At 64.1% G+C, this 17,928-nt stretch carries 15 protein-coding genes; 4 read left to right on the top strand and 11 right to left on the bottom strand.

Annotated elements, in window-relative coordinates:
- Positions 1-50: 50 nt before the first annotated feature.
- Entirely contained in the window at positions 51-1,376 is a 1,326-nt protein-coding gene (locus AO064_RS04785) for an ammonium transporter (RefSeq protein WP_064052588.1), read from the top strand.
- Between the two features lie 867 nt (positions 1,377-2,243).
- Here the strand turns inward: AO064_RS04785 and AO064_RS04790 are convergent.
- The 9 genes from AO064_RS04790 to AO064_RS04830 all read right to left on the bottom strand — a co-directional run bounded on the left by AO064_RS04790 (position 2,244) and on the right by AO064_RS04830 (position 13,166).
- Positions 2,244-3,179, bottom strand: coding sequence for a bifunctional 5,10-methylenetetrahydrofolate dehydrogenase/5,10-methenyltetrahydrofolate cyclohydrolase (locus AO064_RS04790; RefSeq protein WP_064052589.1), 936 nt, complete (start codon positions 3,177-3,179; stop codon positions 2,244-2,246).
- 74 nt (positions 3,180-3,253) lie between these two features.
- Positions 3,254-4,933, bottom strand: a complete 1,680-nt coding sequence (locus tag AO064_RS04795; RefSeq protein WP_012723555.1) for an APC family permease — start codon at positions 4,931-4,933, stop codon at positions 3,254-3,256.
- A 74-nt stretch (positions 4,934-5,007) separates the two neighbouring features.
- On the bottom strand, positions 5,008-7,317 hold the full coding sequence (locus AO064_RS04800; protein WP_064052590.1) for a trimethylamine N-oxide demethylase: 2,310 nt from the start codon (positions 7,315-7,317) through the stop codon (positions 5,008-5,010).
- 2 nt (positions 7,318-7,319) lie between these two features.
- Positions 7,320-8,687, bottom strand: coding sequence for an NAD(P)-binding domain-containing protein (locus AO064_RS04805; RefSeq protein WP_064052591.1), 1,368 nt, complete (start codon positions 8,685-8,687; stop codon positions 7,320-7,322).
- Between the two features lie 20 nt (positions 8,688-8,707).
- Positions 8,708-9,574, bottom strand: a complete 867-nt coding sequence (purU, locus tag AO064_RS04810) for a formyltetrahydrofolate deformylase (protein ID WP_012723558.1) — start codon at positions 9,572-9,574, stop codon at positions 8,708-8,710.
- A 30-nt stretch (positions 9,575-9,604) separates the two neighbouring features.
- The gene (locus tag AO064_RS04815) at positions 9,605-10,735 is read right to left on the bottom strand and encodes an aminomethyl transferase family protein (protein WP_064052592.1); all 1,131 of its coding nucleotides are present in this window, start codon (positions 10,733-10,735) and stop codon (positions 9,605-9,607) included.
- A gap of 30 nt (positions 10,736-10,765) precedes the next feature.
- Complete coding sequence (locus AO064_RS04820; RefSeq protein WP_064052593.1) at positions 10,766-11,782, bottom strand: heme-dependent oxidative N-demethylase family protein; 1,017 nt, start codon at positions 11,780-11,782, stop codon at positions 10,766-10,768.
- 11 nt (positions 11,783-11,793) lie between these two features.
- Positions 11,794-12,723, bottom strand: coding sequence for a PDR/VanB family oxidoreductase (locus tag AO064_RS04825; RefSeq protein ID WP_064052594.1), 930 nt, complete (start codon positions 12,721-12,723; stop codon positions 11,794-11,796).
- On the bottom strand, positions 12,720-13,166 hold the full coding sequence (locus AO064_RS04830) for a dimethylamine monooxygenase subunit DmmA family protein (protein ID WP_064052595.1): 447 nt from the start codon (positions 13,164-13,166) through the stop codon (positions 12,720-12,722). Before AO064_RS04830 ends, AO064_RS04825 begins: the two co-directional genes overlap by 4 nt.
- 250 nt (positions 13,167-13,416) lie before the next feature.
- Between AO064_RS04830 and AO064_RS04835 the strand changes: the two genes are divergently transcribed.
- From AO064_RS04835 to AO064_RS04845, 3 genes are read left to right on the top strand one after another with little or no spacing between them, the layout of a single operon-like run.
- The gene (locus AO064_RS04835; RefSeq protein WP_046035770.1) at positions 13,417-14,463 is read left to right on the top strand and encodes an ATP-binding protein; all 1,047 of its coding nucleotides are present in this window, start codon (positions 13,417-13,419) and stop codon (positions 14,461-14,463) included.
- Positions 14,432-15,091 (top strand): response regulator, encoded by a 660-nt coding sequence (locus AO064_RS04840; RefSeq protein ID WP_046035758.1) that lies wholly within the window; start codon positions 14,432-14,434, stop codon positions 15,089-15,091. The genes AO064_RS04835 and AO064_RS04840 overlap by 32 nt, the downstream gene beginning before the upstream one ends.
- Positions 15,092-15,832 carry a PAS domain-containing protein gene (locus tag AO064_RS04845; protein WP_064052596.1) on the top strand — a complete coding sequence of 247 codons (741 nt, stop codon included), beginning with the start codon at positions 15,092-15,094 and terminating at the stop codon, positions 15,830-15,832.
- Positions 15,833-15,946: 114 nt separating this feature from the next.
- Here the strand turns inward: AO064_RS04845 and AO064_RS04850 are convergent, their stop codons facing one another.
- Both AO064_RS04850 and AO064_RS04855 read right to left on the bottom strand, forming a co-directional pair.
- Positions 15,947-17,101, bottom strand: a complete 1,155-nt coding sequence (locus AO064_RS04850; RefSeq protein WP_064052597.1) for an ABC transporter ATP-binding protein — start codon at positions 17,099-17,101, stop codon at positions 15,947-15,949.
- A gap of 17 nt (positions 17,102-17,118) precedes the next feature.
- Positions 17,119-17,928, bottom strand: a complete 810-nt coding sequence (locus AO064_RS04855; protein WP_010567348.1) for an ABC transporter permease — start codon at positions 17,926-17,928, stop codon at positions 17,119-17,121.

Raw genomic sequence — 17,928 nt, forward strand, 5'->3', positions numbered from 1 at the left:
CCGCTCACTACAACCAGGTACTTCCCATTTCTTTTGCAGGAGCTTTGAACATGGTCAATCGTCTTCTTGGCAAATCCCTCTTCGGTGTATTAGTGGCCGGTGCCTTTGCACCCTTGGCGTACGCCGCTGATGCACCCACCTTGAACACCGGCAGCACCGCCTGGATGGTCACCGCCGCCGTGCTGGTGCTGTTCATGTGCTTGCCGGGGCTTGCGCTGTTCTACGGCGGCCTCGTCCGTGCGAAAAACATGCTTTCGCTGTTCACCCAGTGCTTCGGCATCGCCGGGTTGGTGGGCGTGCTGTGGGTGATCTACGGCTACAGCATGGTGGTCGACACCACCGGCATGGTCGAAGGGCAGGTGACCTTCAACAGTTTTGTCGGCGGCCTCAGCCGCGCCTTTCTGGCGGGCATGACCCCGGAGAGCCTGGTGGGGGATATTCCGGAAGGGGTGTTCGTGACCTTCCAGATGACGTTCGCCATCATCACCCCGGCCCTGATCGCCGGCGCCTTTGCCGAACGCATGAAGTTCTCGGCGGCGCTGCTGTTCATGGCCATCTGGTTCACCCTGGTCTATGCCCCGGTGGCGCATATGGTCTGGGGCGGTTCGGGGGCCTTGATGCATAACTGGGGCGTGCTTGATTTTGCCGGCGGTACCGCCGTGCACATCAATGCCGGTGTGGCCGCGCTGGCCGCGTGCCTGATCCTCGGCAAGCGCAAGGGCTACCAGAACACGCCAATGCCTGCGCATAACCTCAGCCTGACCATGGCCGGCGCGGCGATGCTCTGGGTTGGCTGGTTCGGCTTCAATATCGGCTCCGGTGGCGGCCTCAGCGGCACCTCGGGCATCGTCATGCTCAACACTCAATTGGGCGCCTGCGCCGGGATTCTGGGCTGGATGTTCACCGAGTGGTTCAAGGTCGGCAAGCCGAGTGCCTTGGGGCTGGCCAGTGGTGCATTGGCCGGGTTGGTGGGAATTACACCGGCGTGCGCCTATGTGGGCGTCGGCGGTGCGTTGGCTATCGGTTTGCTGTGCGGGGTGTTCTGTTACTTGAGCGTGACGGTGTTGAAGCGGCGCTTTGGCTACGACGACAGCCTCGACGTGTTCGGCTTGCACGGCATCGGCGGCATGATCGGCGCGGTGTTGACCGGTGTGTTCTGCGTACCGTCCATGGGGGGCCTGGTGGAAGGTGTGACCATGGGGGGGCAGGTGGTTGCCCAGCTTAAGGGAGTGCTGCTGACCACGGTGTACTGCTTTGTGATCAGTTGGATCATCCTCAAGGTGGTCAATGCCCTGGTCGGGTTGCGTGCCCATGAGTCGGTGGAGGAGATGGGGCTGGACCTGGCCGAGCATAATGAGCGGGCCTACAACCACTGATCATTTTCCCTGAGTTAACGCAGCTCAACATGTGGGAGGGGGCTTGCCCTTATGCCAGTCAGTTAAGGGCGAGCACTGTACCTGTGGTGAGGGCGCTTGCTCCCGCCGGCGGCCTGACAGCCGAGCGGCATCTAACGGTTAGACCGCGATCCAAATGTGGGAGGGGGCTTGCCCCCGATAGCTGTGTGTCAGTCGATTCATCAGGTGACTGATTCAGCGCCATCGAGGCATCGGTATCTACGGCACTCTGGCTATGGCGCTGAACCTGTGGCGAGGGAGCTTGCTCCCGCTGGCGGCCTGACAGCCGAGCGGCATCTAACGGTTAGACCGCGATGCAAATGTGGGAGGGGGCTTGCCCCCGATAGCGGTGTGTCAGTCGATTCATCAGGTGACTGATTCAGCGCCATCGAGGCATCGGTATCTACGGCACTCTGGCTATGGCGCTGAACCTGTGGCGAGGGAGCTTGCTCCCGCTGGCGGCCTGACAGCCGACCAGGATGCTGGAGTGGAATGAGTACATATCCGTTGCTGCGGTAACGGCTGCTTATGGTTTCGCTCTTACAGCGACTCACTTTTGGAGAGGCCCAAAAGTAAGCAAAAAGCCTTCGCCCCACCACTCGGCACCTCGCCTAGGCTCGGTGTGCCCGTAATCCGACATTGATTTGGGGGGCCGCCGCCACGCGCCATCCATGGCGCGGGGCGGCTAAACCGGCATCCCTGCCGGTTTACCCCCCAAATCAATATCGAATTCCGGCCAGCGTGGTTGACGGGGCGCCTGAGATCAAGAGCTAAAGCAAGATCAAGAGCGGCTCGCTTCGCATCGTGGTTACCGTTGTGGATACCTATGCGCCGACAGCGGTCTGTCAGTCAGCTTGGTTGTAGCTGAGTCACGGCCATCGGGGGCAAGCTCCCTCCCTCATTTGCCTTGCTGCGTTGCAACTGGCTCGCCACCAGGGTGTTCTTCAGCAAGTAGGCTATCGTCATCGGCCCCACACCGCCGGGCACTGGCGTGATCGCGCTGGCCACGGTGCGTGCGCTGGCGTAGTCCACATCCCCCACCAACCGCGTGCCGGTCTCGGTCGTGATGCGGTTGATGCCCACATCGATCACCACTGCGCCGGGCTTGAGCCAACGGGCATCGATCAACTGGGGTCGGCCCACGGCGGCGACGACGATGTCGGCCAAGCGGCACAACGCCGGTGCATCGACGCTGCGCGAGTGCACTACGCTGACCGAGCAGTTGGCTTGCAGCAGCAAGGTCGCCATGGGTTTGCCGACAATGTTCGAACGACCGATCACCACCGCGTGCAAGCCGCTCAAGTCGCCGCAGGTTTCGTGCAGCAGGCGCATGCAGCCGCTGGGTGTGCAGGGCGTGAGCACTTCGATGCCTTGCACCAGGCCGCCGACGTTTTCGCGGTGGAAGCCATCCACATCCTTGATCGGGTCGATCGCGTGGATCACCGCCGCTTCGTCGATCTGCGCCGGCAGCGGCAATTGCACCAGGATGCCGTTGACCGATGTGTCGGCATTCAACTGGGCAAGCAGGTCGAGCACCTGCGCCTGGCTGGCATCCTCCGGCAGCCGGTATTCCAGGGAGCGAATCCCGACGTCCTTGGCCCGCAGCAGTTTATTGCGCACGTAGACGTGGCTGGCCGGGTCGTCGCCCACCAGCAATACTGCCAGGGCCGGGTAGATCTGCTGTGAGGCAAGCAGCAGGACCTCTTCGCGAACCTCATCGAGCACCCGCGCAGAGATGGCCTTGCCGTCAATATCGCGGGCAAGCGTGGGGAGAGAACTGGTCAAAAGCGTCACCGTTGTCTGGGGGAATCAAGGCGCTGAGGGACAAGAATCCCTCAGCCATAGGCAGGCCAGAAGGCTCAGGCTACCAGTTGATGGCAGGCATACACCACCAGCACACCGGCGACCAGCGTGGCATAGGGCAGCCAGCCGGCGCGGCGTTGGCCGTCATCGGCCTGGATATACAGGTCAGTGAGCATGGCGGCGGGGAAGCGGCCCTTGTCCTGCACATAGTGGCGGTAGCAGAACACCGGCAGGATCAGCAGCGCCAGCAACAAGCCGGTGACCAGCGTGCCCGCGCCCCAGATGTCCGCGCCCAGGCCCATGCAGGCCAGGTTGACGAAACTCAGCACGCCGCCGGCCGCCAGCAGTACGGTGGGGGCTTTGTACGGGCGCACCCAGTCGGGGCGGTCAAGACGGTGGATCCAGCCGGCATTGAGGTTGAGGAAGTTGAAAATGATGTAGCTGACGTTTGAAGCCGCAAGCACGAATACGTAGTCCGACATCAGCAACAGCAGCAGGTTGAACGACAGGTCGGTCCACATCGCCGCCGTCGGCGCGCCATGTTCGTTGGTGCGCCCCAGGTACTTGGGCAGCCAACCGTCCACCGACGCCTGGTACAACGTTCGCGACGAGCCGGACATCGAGGTCATGATCGCCAGCAACGTCGCCAGCACCAGCATGATCAATACGATATTGGCCACCACCTTGCCGCCGCCGATGCTGTCGGCCATCACCTGGCCAACGCCCATGCCGCTGTAGATCGCCGGCGAGAGCAGGCCGCTGTACACCGCGGGCGTGACGACTGCGCCGCTGGCGTCGAGCACCGCTGGCGTCACCAGTTGCCCCAGCCCGAGGCTGCCTTGAAACGCCAGCGGCACCAGGGTGAACACCAGGATGCACAGCAGGCCGGCGTAGAAGATCGCCTTGAAGGTGTCGCGCTTGGGGTCCTTGAATTCGCGGGTGTAGCACACCGCCGTTTCAAAGCCGTAGGTGGACCACGCCGCCATGAACAGCCCGCCGGCCATCAATGACCAGCCGGACATATCCCATGGCCCATCGATGACTTGCCCGGCTGCGTCATGGGCCAAGGGGTACAGCGGCAGGAAGTTGGCCTGGGTCGCATCCCCGGTGAACAACGGCACCACGCCCACCAGCAGCAGCGGAATCAACGAGGTGACGCCGAGCACCAGGGTCAGCCGTGCCGAGCGCAGGATGCCGCCGTGCTGCACGGCAAACACCGTGAGCAAAATCAACAAACCAATGGCGAACGTCGCGTTGATGCGCAACGACAGGCCGCTTTTCACCCAGCCCAGGTCCAGCAGCGTCAGTTGCCAGGTGTTGATCAACGCATCGGCGGGAAACAGCGCCGTGAGGATATACCCCGCCGCCAGCCCCGAACCGATGGACAGCACCGGTGACCAAGCCAGCCAGTTGCACCACACCGACACCGGTGCGATCAGCTTGCTGTAGCGCACCCAGGCCACCGCGCCGTACACCGAGGCGCCGCCGGATTTGTGCGGGAACAGCCCCGCGATCTCGGCGTAGGTGAAGGCCTGGATAAACCCGAACAGGATCGACACGATCCACACGATCCACGCCGGTTTGCCCACCGTGGCGGCAATCGCACCGATGGAGAACAACACCAGCGCGGGTACGCCACTGGCGACCCAGAATGCCCCGCGCCAATCGATCTTGCGGTGCAGGCTGCCCACCGAGCCGGCAGCCTGCGGTACAGCCTCGAACGTCGTCGCTTCCATCTTCGTATTCCCATGTCTGAATAGCGGTTAGGTTGGGGCAGTCAAAATGCGCTGGCACTCCCGTTTCGGGACGATCAGCTGCGCACCCGGCTTTTGTCCGGGTCGTAGAAAATCGCGGCGCTGACCGTGGCGCTGATGCGCTTCTGCAGGCCATCGACTTTGCCGATCTCAAGTTCAGTGCCGGGCTCGGCGCAGCTCACGTCGACCCGGCACAGCGCGATATTGCTGGCCAGCAGCGGTGAGCGGCAGGCACTGGTGATCACCCCGACCTGGGCGCGGCCCTGGTACACCGGGTCGCCGTGGTGGGCGACCTCGTTGCCGCTCAGGTGCAGGCCGACCAGTTTGTGGCTGGGGTGGGTGCTGCGCCGTAGCAGGGCGTCGCGACCGATAAAGTCATCCGTCTTGCTCTTGAGCGGCACGCTGAAACCGATACCGGCCTCGAACGGATCGGTCTGGTCGCTGAAGTCGTAGCCGGCGAAAATCAGCCCGGCTTCGATGCGCAGCAGGTCCAGGGCTTCCAGGCCCAGGGGCACCAGGCCCAAGGGTTGGCCGAGTTGCCAGATGCGGTCCCAGACCTGTACGGCGTCTTCGGGCTGGCACCACACCTCAAAGCCCAGTTCGCCGGTGTAGCCGGTGCGGGAGATCATCAACGGGCAGCCGTCGAAACCGTCCAGCCGACCGACCAGGAAGCGAAACCAGCCGAGGGTTTCCACACTCGGTTGCGTGGGCGGGGTCCAGACCATCTGCTTGAGCAGCTCGCGACTCAGCGGCCCTTGCACCGCCAGGTTGTGAATCTGCTCACTGGCCGACTTGACCCACACCTTCATGCCCAGTTTCTGTGCCTGCTCGCGCAACCACACGCCGGCGTAGTCTTCGCCGCAGATCCAGCGGAAGTTGTCCGGGCCCAGGCGCAGCAGGGTGCCGTCGTCGAGCATGCCGCCGTGGGCGTGACACATTGCCGAATACACCACCTGGCCCACCGCCAGGCGCCGTACGTCGCGGGTCAGGCAGTACTGCAACAGGGCTTCGGCGTCGGGGCCGATGATTTCGAATTTGCGCAGGGCGGTCAGGTCCATCACCGCCACCCGTTCGCGGCAACCGAGGTATTCCTCAGTCACGCCGTAACCGTCGTAGCGCAGTGGCAGCCACCAATTGCGGTAGTCGGTGAAGCTGCCGGTGAGGGCGCGGGTGCGTGAGTGGAACGCGGACTCACGGGTGAGGATCGGGTCGGCATCCGCCGTGGTTCGAGTGCTCATGGCGATGGAAAAACGCTCCTTCTCGCTGTAGATGCGGACATGGATATCGGTCGGGTTCCAGCCGTTGGCCGGGTCAATGTCATCCGGGCACGAGGTACTGCCGCACAGCAGGTCGTTCATGGCCCGCAGCAGCACGTAATCGCCGGGCCGCGACCAGGGTTCATCCAGGGTCATCTGCTGGTGCGCATCGATGCCGGTGTTGAAGAAGAAATTGATCGCCGGCCAGCCGTTGCGCGCCTGCACGCCCTGGGGCGCAAGGACGCGGCTGAGGTTGTCGCTGCAGTTGTCGTGCCCGAAATAGCCATGGGTTTCGTAGTAGCGCGCCGCGCAGGCCAGGGCGAATGAATCGTGGCGCCCGACTGTGTCTTGCACCACCTCCAGCATCGGTTGCATATGGCGGTCGAAAAACTTCGAAAACAGCCCCGGTGCCGGATACGCGCTGCCGTTCAGCGTGCGCGTGACGGTCTGGTCCAGGTCCAGTTCCACGCCGCGATCCAGGGCTCGCCGGTCAAGGGCGACGAAGTCCGAACACTGGCGGCCCGCGACGTCCAGCACCTGGATGTACTGCCCCTTGGCGACGGTGTAGCTGTGGGCCGTGCCCGCGCGCAGGGTGAATTCGTCGAGTACATCGCCCAACGGCTCGGGCAGGGCGGGCACCAGCAGCGGCGACGGGTTGGCCCGCGTCACTATCAGGCGCAGCTCGCTGGGCCGGTATTGCCGGTCGACGGCCGTAGCCTCGGCGGGGGCGGCGACAATCACCAGCAGCGCGTCCTCGGCGACAAACTGCCGGCTGTGGCCGGGCGGGCTGTCGGCGTCCCATAGCGAGGCGGCCAGCGGCAATGCCTGTGCGTCGATGCCGCGCCGCTGGAGCGCCTGGCCGATACGCCCAGGCACACAGCAAGCCGTTGACGCGTTCAGCCCCCAGCTTGCCAGCGCGCTGCGACCGCCAGCGTCGAGGGCCAGCAGTGTGCAGGTTTGCCGGCCTTCGACGTCGATCACGTGCAGGCCGTCGCCGGGTTGCAAGTCGACCAGGGTCACACCGCCGGCGGCCACGCGGTAGCGTTCCAGGTTCGGCGCGCGGGCAAACAGCCCGGGTTCTCGGGGATGGGAAACACGGGGTGCATTCATCATCAGCCGACCGACTTGATGGGGGTCGTGGGCTCTCCCAAGTAGGCCGCCATCGAGTCATCCAGAGCCTGCAACCACGGCGTGTGGTGCGGCGGCGACTGGGTGCCGGTCATCAGCGAGCGATAGGACTTGTCGCGATAGCCCATGATGTTTTCCGCCTTGTCGTGCTTCCAGTGCAGAAAGGTTTCGTTGACGGCGGCGATGTCGAAACTCGGGTAGTCGGTGGCGTCCACCAGTTGCTGGATGTAGGCGCCCTGGTACTCGAACATCTGCTGGTTGGTTTCCAGGGCCTGTTCCCGTGCGTGCCACGCTTGGCTGTCGGCGACCATGTCAGCGTGGCCGGGCAGTGGTATGCGCCCGAGGATCACATCGCGGGCATACCAGGCCTGGGCGTCGAACATGTTGAAGGAGTACCACTGGTCCTGCATGCCCAGGTAGATCAGGCGGGGGTTGGGTTCCCAGAACACGCCCTTGTAGAGGTTCATCGGCCACAGGCGGTTGTCGGTCTTGAGGCTCAGTTCGTCCGGCAGGAACGGGAAGTGGTGCTTGTAGCCGGTGCACAGGATCACCGCGTCGATGTGCTTGCTGCTGCCATCGACAAAGTACGCGCGGTTGTTTTCCAGGCGCTGGAGCAGCGGTTTTTCTTCCCAGTTATCCGGCCAGGCATAGCCCATGGGCGCGCTGCGGTAGCAACTGGTGATGCTGCGCGCGCCGTATTTGTAGCATTGCGAGCCGATGTCCTCGGCCGAATAGCTGCTGCCGATAATCAGCAGGTCCTTGTCCTTGAACTCCAGCGCCTCGCGAAAATCGTGGGCATGCAGGATGCGACCGGCAAACTGTTCGAAGCCTTCGAAGTACGGCACCTTGGGCGTGGAGAAGTGGCCGCAGGCGTTGATCACGTAGTCGAATGCTTCGCAGGTCAAGGTGTCGCTGGTGTAGTCGTGGGCATAGAGGGTGAAGCGCTGGGTCTGTGCGTCGAAGGTGACTTGGCGCACCACATTGTTGAAGCGGATGTAGTCGCGCACGCCGGCCTTTTCCACGCGGCCCTTGATGTAGTCCCACAGCACTTCACGCGGCGGGTACGAACCGATGGGCCGGCCGAAGTGCTCTTCGAAGGTGTAGTCGGCGAACTCCAGGCATTCCTTGGGGCCGTTGGACCACAGGTAGCGGTACATGCTGCCGTGCACCGGCTCGCCGTTCTCGTCGAGGCCGGTGCGCCAGGTGTAGTTCCACATGCCGCCCCAGTCCTGCTGTTTCTCGAAGCACACCAGTTCGGGGATGGCGGCACCTTTGTCGCGGGCCGACTGGAACGCGCGAAGTTGCGCCAGGCCACACGGGCCGGCGCCGATGATTGCAACACGTAGGGTCATGAGCGCGCCTCCTGAAGGGTTCAGCGAAAGATCACTGTCTTGTCCTGGTTGATGAACACCCGGTGTTCCAGGTGGTATTTCAGGGCTTTGGAAAGGGCCACGGTTTCGGTGTCACGGCCGATGGCGACCAGCGAGTCGGGCAAGTGGGTATGGTCGACGCGCTGGATTTCCTGCTCGATGATCGGGCCCTCATCCAGGTCGCTGGTGACGTAGTGAGCGGTGGCGCCGATCAGCTTGACGCCACGGTCATAGGCCTGGTGGTAGGGCTTGGCGCCCTTGAAACCGGGCAGGAACGAGTGGTGGATATTGATCGCCCGGCCCGACAGTTGCTGGCACAGGCCGTCGGACAGGATCTGCATGTAGCGCGCGAGCACCACCAGGTCGGTCTGGGTGTCTTCGACGATGCGCATCAGCTCGGCTTCCTGGCGGGCCTTGGTGTCCTGGGTGATCGGCAGGTAGATGAAACGAATGCCTTCGCGCTCGGCCATCGCCCGCAGGTCCAGGTGGTTGGAGACCACGGCGGTGATGTGCATGTCCATCTCGCCCTTGCGGTGGCGGTAGAGCAGGTCGGTGAGGCAGTGGTCGAACTTGCTGACCATCAGCAGCACGCGGGTCGGTTGGCGTGAGCTGAACAACTGCCAGTGCATGTCGAAGCCACCGGCGAGGTCGCCGAGGCCGTTGCGCAGGGCACCGATGTCGCCGCTCACGCCGGTGTTGAAACGGAACACCGCGCGCATGAAAAACTGCCCGGTGAACTCGTCGTCGAACTGCGCCAGCTCGCTGATGTAGCACTGCTGTTGGGCCAGGCACGCGCTGATCGCGGCGACAATCCCGGACGCCGCCGGGCAGGTGATCTTGAGGATGTAATGTTCGCGTGAGGCGTCCATCGAAGGCTCCTGAATTGCGTGAAGGAAGGCTCAGCCCTTGGCCGTGCGCTTGGTTTTTTGCGGGTCGTCGAAGGGCAGGGCGTGGGTGCTGGCGCTGGCCTCAAGGCTGCCGCGTACCTGCAAGGCAATACCGGGTTCGGAACAGGCGACGCTCATGCGCGCGATGGCCATCGAGCGTTTGCTCAGGCGCGAATACATGCCGCAGGTGATCACGCCGACTTGCTGGTTGCCTTGCCACAAGGTGTCGCCAGCCTCGGCGGCGCGGACGCCCTCAAGCAGCACGCCGGTGATCTTGAAACGCTCCTGGCCGCGCAGGCGCAGGTGTTCTTCGGCGCCACGGAAGGCGTGCTTGCCAGGGGAAACGGTGAAGTCCAGGCCCATTTCCCAGAGGGTGTCGCCGGCCTTCTGGTCGGCGAAGGGGTACATCTGCGAGTTGTCGTAGGGGAAGAACATCAGCGAGCTTTCCACCCGCAGCCAGTCCAGGGCGGTGAAGGCGCAGGGGATGATCCCCAGGCTCGCCCCTTGTTCAAGGATGCTGTCCCACAGGAACGGCGCATCGGCGGCCTTGCAGAAAATCTCGTAGCCGCGCTCGCCGGTGTAGCCGGTGCGGGAGATCATCACCGGACGGTCGAACAGGCGGGTTTGCAGGTGATGGAAGTACGCCAGTTGGCGGATGCCGGGCACGTGTTCAGCGAGGAAATCCACCGCCAACGGACCTTGCAGCGACAGGTCGTGCAGGTCGTCATCGAACAGCACCGCCACTTGCCGGCCCTGGGCCGAGCGCACGAGCATTTCATGCCCGGTGCCGGCGCCATGTACCACCATGAACGCGTTGGGGCCGGTGCGGTAGACGATGCAGTCATCAACGAACTTGCCGTCCTCATCGAGCATCGAGGCGTAGACCGATTTGCCGGGGTAAAGCTTAGCGATGTCGCGGGTGGTGGCCCACTGCAACAGGCTCTCGGCGTGGGGTCCCACGTAGTGGACTTTTTTCAGCCCCGACACGTCCATCAACCCGGCGCGGGTACGGATCGCCTGGTGGTGGTCGGCGAGGTCACTGCTGTAGGTCCAGGCAGTGCCCATGCCGTTCCAGTCTTCGAGGAGGGAGCCGAGGGCGCGGTGCCGTTCGGCCAATGCAGAAATACGCCATGAGTGGGTCATTTGAGGTTCCTTGTCGTAGAAGAGGGGGCGTCAGGCCTGTGGGTCGAACTGGCTCAACCACTCGACCAGCGTGTGGCGGTAGCGGGTCATGCCCTTGTAGTCGGCGATGGGGTCGGGCAGGTCGCGCAGCACGCGGTGCAGGCGACAGCCCCAGCCGGGTTGCGTGACCAGCTCGTCCAGGCTGATCAGGTAGGTACGGATGCTGAACATCACCGCGTGGCTGCGCGGCAGGCGCGCCATCACTTGCAGCTCGACTCGCAGGTGTACCTGCTGCCCGACGTTCTCGGCGGTGATCTGGCCGCGATCGGCGCCCCATTCATGGAAGGTTTCCGGCGACGAATCCAGGCGCGGGTTGATGGTCAGGGTCCAGTTCAAGCGCCGTACCGGCTGGCCGACCTGCAAATTGAGCAGGTACTTCAGTGCGCGCTCGAACACGCCCATCTGATGGGCCATGGGCACCGGTGCGTGCCATTGCTTGAAACTCATGCCGGCGTCGAACGCCAACGACCAGTCGGCCGGGCTGGTGACCAGGCCGGCGTCCATGTACAGGTCGCCGTCGCGCTGGTCGAGCAGGGCGAAATCCCCCTGCACCTGGCGGCCGATGTACTCCAGCGGCGCGCAGGGCAGGCTGGTGGCATCGCCGAAGATGAAGGGCTGGTCGATGTCCAGCAGGTGGTTGCGCCACTGCCAGCGCTCGCCGTCTTGCACCAGGCTGAACCACTGCGGGTAGTCGGTAGCCAGGTGCTCCATGATCATCTGCAGTGCATCCCAGGCGGCCACTTGCATGTGTGGCATCACCAGGTAGCGGCGCGGGTCTTTGTCCAACACCAGGGCGCGCTCGGCCATTTCCGAGCGGTAGTGCTCGTCGATGTCGAAGGCGTGCTCATAGATCGAGCCGGGGTCGCGGGAGATGGCCGGTTCGATGTTCACCGAGTACAGGTAGCTGTCCTCGATAAAGGGAAAGGGAAAACGGCGGATCGCTGCCGGGCTGTTGCGAAAACTGAAATCGTCGCGATAGCTCAGCACGGGGCTCGTTTGCAGGGGCATGGCACTCACTCCTATAGGTCCAGCGAAACGCAGGGGCCGCTGCCGCGCGAGACGCAGGGCATCAGAAAGTCGGCCTGCTCGGCCGGGCTGAGGAAGCTGTCACGGTGTTCGATGGCGCCGCCTTGGTGGCGCGTGATGCATTGCCCGCAGACCCCGCCACGGCACAGGTTGGGCACTTGCAGGCCGGCCTGTTCCAGGGCCTCGAGCAGGCTTTGCTCGGCCTCGACCCGCAGTCGTCGGCCGCTGCGCAGCAGGTGCAGGTCGAACGGCTGGCCGGGTTGTGCGCCCTTGAAGGCTTCCGAATGCACGCGCTTGAGCGGCCAGCCGAGGCGGGCGGCGTGTTGCTCAACCGCCTCAAGCAAGGGCTGCGGACCACAGGTGTAGACGTGGCTGCCCAGCGGCCGGTTGCCGAGGATTGGGCTCAGGTCCGGGCGCCGGTCGTAGGTGTGCAGGCGCGGGCCGAGGCGCTGTTGCAGTTCGTCGAGATAGGCGTCGCTGAGGCCGCGGCGGAACAGGTAATGCAGTTCGAAGTCGGCCTGCTGTTGTTCCATTACGGCGATATAGGCCATGAACGGCGTGATCCCGATCCCGGCGGCGATGAGGATATGCAGGCGCGCGGTGCCATGGGGTGCGAACAGATTGGCCGGCGGCGAAATCTGCAAGGTGTCGCCGACCTGCACCTGCCTGTGCAGGTACTGCGAGCCACCGCGCGAGGCGTCTTGCAGGCGCACGGCAATGCGATAGTGCTGGGGGTGCGCCGGGTCGCTGGTGAGTGAATAGGCGTTGCGCACCGTGCCTTCGGCCAGCGGCAGGTGCACCTGCACATGGCTGCCGGGCGAGAAGCCGGGCAGGCTGCCCGTGGCGGGCGTCAGGGTGAATTCGCGAACGACGGGCGTGAGCATGCGTGCTGCGCTGACCTGGACGTTGAGGGCCGTGCTCATGGCTGGAACCCCGCGTAGGGCTGGTCAGGGTTGATGCACACGCCGAGGTACGCCCCCAGGCGCCGGGAAAAATGCGTGCGGACCTCCAGCCCGACGTGGCAGCCGATGCAGTTCAACAGCGGCGCCGGCCCGGCCGCCTGCGTTAGGCCGCAGTGCGCGCAATACACCTGGCGCAGGCCTTGCGTGGTGCAGGTCATGTCGATCTCGTCGTCTTCCAGGCCCGCGGCACGGGCCTCCCCGTGCACACGCCAGATAAAGGCTTCGTCGCCCAGCAGGTAAAGCCGGCAACCCACGGTGGCGCTGGCCAACGTGTGTTGCAGGCGCCGCGCAAAGTCAGGGTGTTCGCCGTTCAACAGCACGGGCATGTGCAGTTCGCTGATGAACGCTGCGCGGGCGGCGGCGGATTGCATCACCACGATGGGGCGGCTGCGGGTAGGCGTCATGCGGGCTCTCCACGGTGCGTTTTTGTTTCCTGTTGGGAGAGATACTTTCCTATGGGGAAAATGTTCTCAATCTGGAAAAAGGGCTATGCCTTTGGAGATAAGCCTTGTGCGCCGGCCATTCGGGGCATGGAAGTTGCTGGGCTTCTTGACCACGCAGAGCAACCGGACGGGGAGTTATCAAAGAGTGCTGACACGACCAAAAGGCTGGCCGCTCTGGTTGGGGCCTGTACGCCCCGAACAGGCGCGCAGCGTGCGCAGGTTGTTGGCCGGGTTGCCCCTGCACGCTGACGGTGCCTTGTCGGGTTTCTTGGACCGTTTCGACGCACTGCTGCCGCCTGCCAGGCTTAACCTGATCCTCGGCGGCGAAGACCTGGGCCCGACGCGGCGAGGGGCGGTCGACGGCTGCCAGGCCGTCGCGCGCTGCCCCTGGCGCGACGCCAGCGTGACGGACGCTCCCCAAGCCTGCGGACCTTGCCGGCAAAGGGGCGTACACCGTCTGGTGTGCGCCTTGCCCGAGGGTGAAAAGGGCGCATTGCTGCTCGACACCCCTCGGCGGGCCGGTGCCAGTTGGCGCCGGATACTGGAGGAGGCGGCGCAGGCGGTGGGCGTGACCGTACGCCTGCGCTGCCACAACCGTGAGCAGCAGCGCAAACAGGCGACTTCCCGCCACGGCGCCCTGGCCCGTGAGCTGCACGATTCGGTAGCGCAGCAGTTGGGCTACCTGTCGTTCCAGGCCCATGGCTTGCAGTCGCAACTGGGCGAGCCGGCCCTGCAGGACCTGTGCACCGGCCTGAGCCAACTGCAACGCCAGGTGCGCGAGCTGATCACCAGTGCGCGCCTGACCATGGACGGGCGCTCGCTGCGCCAGGCCCTGGCCGACTCGGTCGCGGAGTTCTCGCGGCGTTGCATCATTGTCTTCGAACTCGACAACCGCCTGGCCGACGACGCCCTGAGCCCGGAAACCGAATTGCAGATCCTGCAGATCATCCGCGAGGCCCTGACCAACGCAGTGCGGCATTCCCACGCGCGCCACGTGCGGATCGAACTGCGCCAGACCCAGGAGGGCGACGCCTCGGTGTCGGTGGAAGACGATGGCATCGGCTTGATCCCGGCCTGCGACGAGCACAACCATTTCGGCCTGGCGATTATCCGCGAGCGCGCCGCCAGCATCGGTGCACGGCTGAGCATAGAGGCGATCCGCCCGCACGGGGTGCGTGTGCACCTTGGCCTGCGTCGCCACCACGATCTGCCACAGGGGAGTCTCGATGGACTGCACGACCTTATTACTGATCGATGATCACCCGTTGTTTCGCAAGGGCCTGGCGCAGTTGTTCGATGCCAGCGGCGACTTCGAAGTGGTGGGGCAGGCGGCCAGCGGCCGCGAGGGCATCAACCTGGCCGTGAGCCTGACGCCGCAACAGGTGCTGCTGGATTTGCACATGCCCGGCCTCAGCGGTTTGCAGGTACTGGATGAACTGCGCCAGTTGCGCCTGGATTGCCAGGTGGTGGTGCTCACCGCCTCCATGGACCGCGCCGAGTTGCTCACGGCCTTGCGCCTGGGTGCCAGCGGTTATGTGCTCAAGGAAACCGAGCCGGATGCGTTGCTGGCGTATATGCGCAACTGTCACAAGGGCGCGATCGTACTGGACTCGACCCTGATTGCCTTGCTCGCTGACCAGGCTGAGCCATCGCCGTCGTGCGACCCCATCGACAGCGGCAACCTCACCGAGCGCGAAGGCCAGACCCTGGCGCTGATCGCCGCCGGCATGAGCAATAAACAGATCGGTCGTGAACTGGGAATCAGCGACGGCACGGTGAAGATCTACGTGCGCAGCCTGTTGCAGAAACTCGGCCTGCATTCGCGCCTGGAGCTGGCGGCCTGGGTGCACAGCGGCGCCTTGATGAAACACGAGGAGCGCCACTAGATGAGGGACAGCCCCGAAGCATTTGCGCCGCCGCCCATGGACGTGATGGATTGCTTTCCCGCCGCCTTAGTGCAACTGCGCGACAACGGCCAGATCGCCCACTCCAACCTGGCCTGGGCCGCGTTGATGGGCCCGCACGGCGCGGAGCGTAACCTGATGGACTACGTGCACCAGGAAGACCGCCCGCTATGGCGCCAGGCCTTGAATGAACTGCGCCGCCGCCCCGACACCTCATTCAACCAGCGCCTGCGTTTTGTGCACCCCAGCGGCGAATTGCGCTGGTTTGACATCAGCCTCAAGCGCGGCCCCCAAGGCTTCTACCTGGTGGCCGGGGACGTTACGGCCCACAAACGCCGCGAAATCGCCTTGCAGGCCAGCCAGCGCAGCAGCATGAGCTTGCTCGACAGCATGCCGGGGCTGATCTATCGCGGCCGCAACAACCGCGACTGGACCATGGAATTCGTCAGCGCGGGCTGCCTGCAACTCACTGGCTACCCCGCCGAGCGCCTGGTGGACAACCATGAGTTCACCTACAACAGCCTGATCCTGGCGCAGGATGCCGACTATGTATGGCGCGAGGTGCAATACGCGCTGTCACGGCAGGAGCCGTTCGAACTCAATTACCAGATTCGCTGCGCGGATCAGTCGATCAAGCAGGTATGGGAGAAGGGCATGGGGATCTATGCCGATACCCGCGAAGTGCTGGGGATCGAGGGGGCGATTTTCGAGCGCAAGAGTTGACGGATAAACGCACTTCAAATGTGGGAGGGGGCTTGCCCCCGATGAGGGAGTGTCAGTGAATGCATCTTTAACTGACACAACGCTATCGGGGGCAAGCCCCCTCCCACATGGGATTCAATGCGCGCCTGCGGCCTTGTTCAGGTCGCTTTCGGCCCACTCCGTATACACACACGCATCCGCCGTCGCCCAGCGCACACGCACCGGGTCGCCGGCCTTGAGCGGCATGCCGGCAGCGGACAGCGCCTTGACCGTCATCGACGTGCCGCCCAGGGTTTTCACGGTGCAGGTCTGGCTTTCGCCGAGGAACAGCACTTCACCGACAATCGCCGACACTTCATTCCAGCCCGCCGCCAGCGGTTGTTCGGCGGCCTGTTCGACGCTCAGCGCCAAGGCTTTTTCCGGGCGTACCATCAGCAGCACGTCCTGCTCGGTGTGCAGCCCGGTGGTCAGGCGGATCGACAGCGCCTGGCCTTCGAACGACGCCACTGCGTTCCCCTGGGCCTTGAGCTTGAGGAAGTTGGAGTTGCCGAGGAACGAGGCGACAAACGCGTTCGGCGGGTTCTGGTAGAGGTCGAAGCCGCTGCCCAGGCCGACGATTTTGCCGTGGCTGAAAATCGCGATGCGCTGGGACAGGCGCATGGCTTCTTCCTGGTCGTGGGTCACGTAGACGATGGTGATGCCCAGGCGCCGGTGCAGCTGGCGCAGTTCGTCTTGCAGGTCTTCACGCAGCTTCTTGTCGAGGGCGCCGAGGGGTTCGTCCATCAACAGGATGCGTGGCTCGTACACCAGCGCGCGGGCGATGGCGACCCGTTGCTGCTGGCCGCCGGACAGTTGCGAAGGGCGGCGATGCGCAAATTGCTCAAGCTGCACCAGCTTGAGCATGGCGTCGACGCGCTTTTCGCGTTCGGCGCTGGCCAGTTTGCGAATCGCCAGGGGGAAGGCGATGTTGTCGCGCACCGACAAATGCGGGAACAGCGAGTAACGCTGGAACACCATGCCGATGTCGCGCTTGTGCGGCGGCACATTGACCAGTGATTGGCCGCTGACCAGAATCTCGCCGCTGCTCGGCGTTTCGAAGCCGGCCAGCATCGACAGCGTGGTGCTTTTGCCCGAGCCGCTGGAGCCGAGGAAGGTGAGGAATTCGCCGTCCTGGATGTCCAGCGAGATGTTGTCCACGGCAGCGAATTCACCGTAGTGCTTGTTCAGGTTACGCAGGCTGACCAGGGGTTGGCCTTGGCTCTGTGCGACATCGTTGATCACTGCACTCATGTTCTTCTCCTCGGCGCTCAGGCGCGGGTTTCGGTACGCCGGCGAACGGCGGCGGCAATCACCATGACCAGCACCGAGAGGCCGATCAGCAGCGTCGACGCGACGGCGATCACAGGCGTCAGGTCCTGGCGCAGGGTGGTCCACATTTTTACGGGAAGGGTTTGCAGGGTAGGGCTGGCCATCATCACGCTGAGCACCACTTCGTCCCACGAGACCAGAAAGGCGAACAGTGCGCCGGCCACCATCCCCGGGCGAATCGCCGGGAAGGTCACCTTGAACACGGCCTGCAAGCGCGAGGCGCCGCAGATCACCGCCGCGTCTTCAATCGACTGGTCGAACAGCTTCAGCGAGTTGATGATCGAGATGATGGTGAACGGCAGCGCAACGATCACATGGCTGACCACAAACGCGAACATCGTGCCGGTGTAGCCGAGCTTGAGGAACAGCGCGTACACCGCCACGGCGATGATCACCAAGGGCACGATCATCGGCAGGGTGAATAGGCCGTAGAGCAATTCGCGGCCGGGGAAGCGCCCGCGCACCAGGGCAAACGCGGTAGGCAGGCCCAGGGCGACGGCGAACACGGTGGTCAACACGGCCACCTTGAGGCTGGCCATGGCCGCGTTCATCCAATCGGCGTTGGAGAAGAACTGGCCGTACCATTTCAGCGTCCAGCCGGGCGGCGGGAACACCAGCCATTGCGACGAGCCGAACGACAGCAGCACGATAAACACAATCGGCAGCAGCAGGAAAAGGCCAATCAATCCGGTGGTGGTGTAGAGGCCCAAGCGCATCCTGCGGCTCATGGCATTGGGGGTCAGGAGCAT

The sequence above is a fragment of the Pseudomonas marginalis genome (genome assembly GCF_001645105.1).
Classification (GTDB): domain Bacteria; phylum Pseudomonadota; class Gammaproteobacteria; order Pseudomonadales; family Pseudomonadaceae; genus Aquipseudomonas; species Aquipseudomonas petroselini.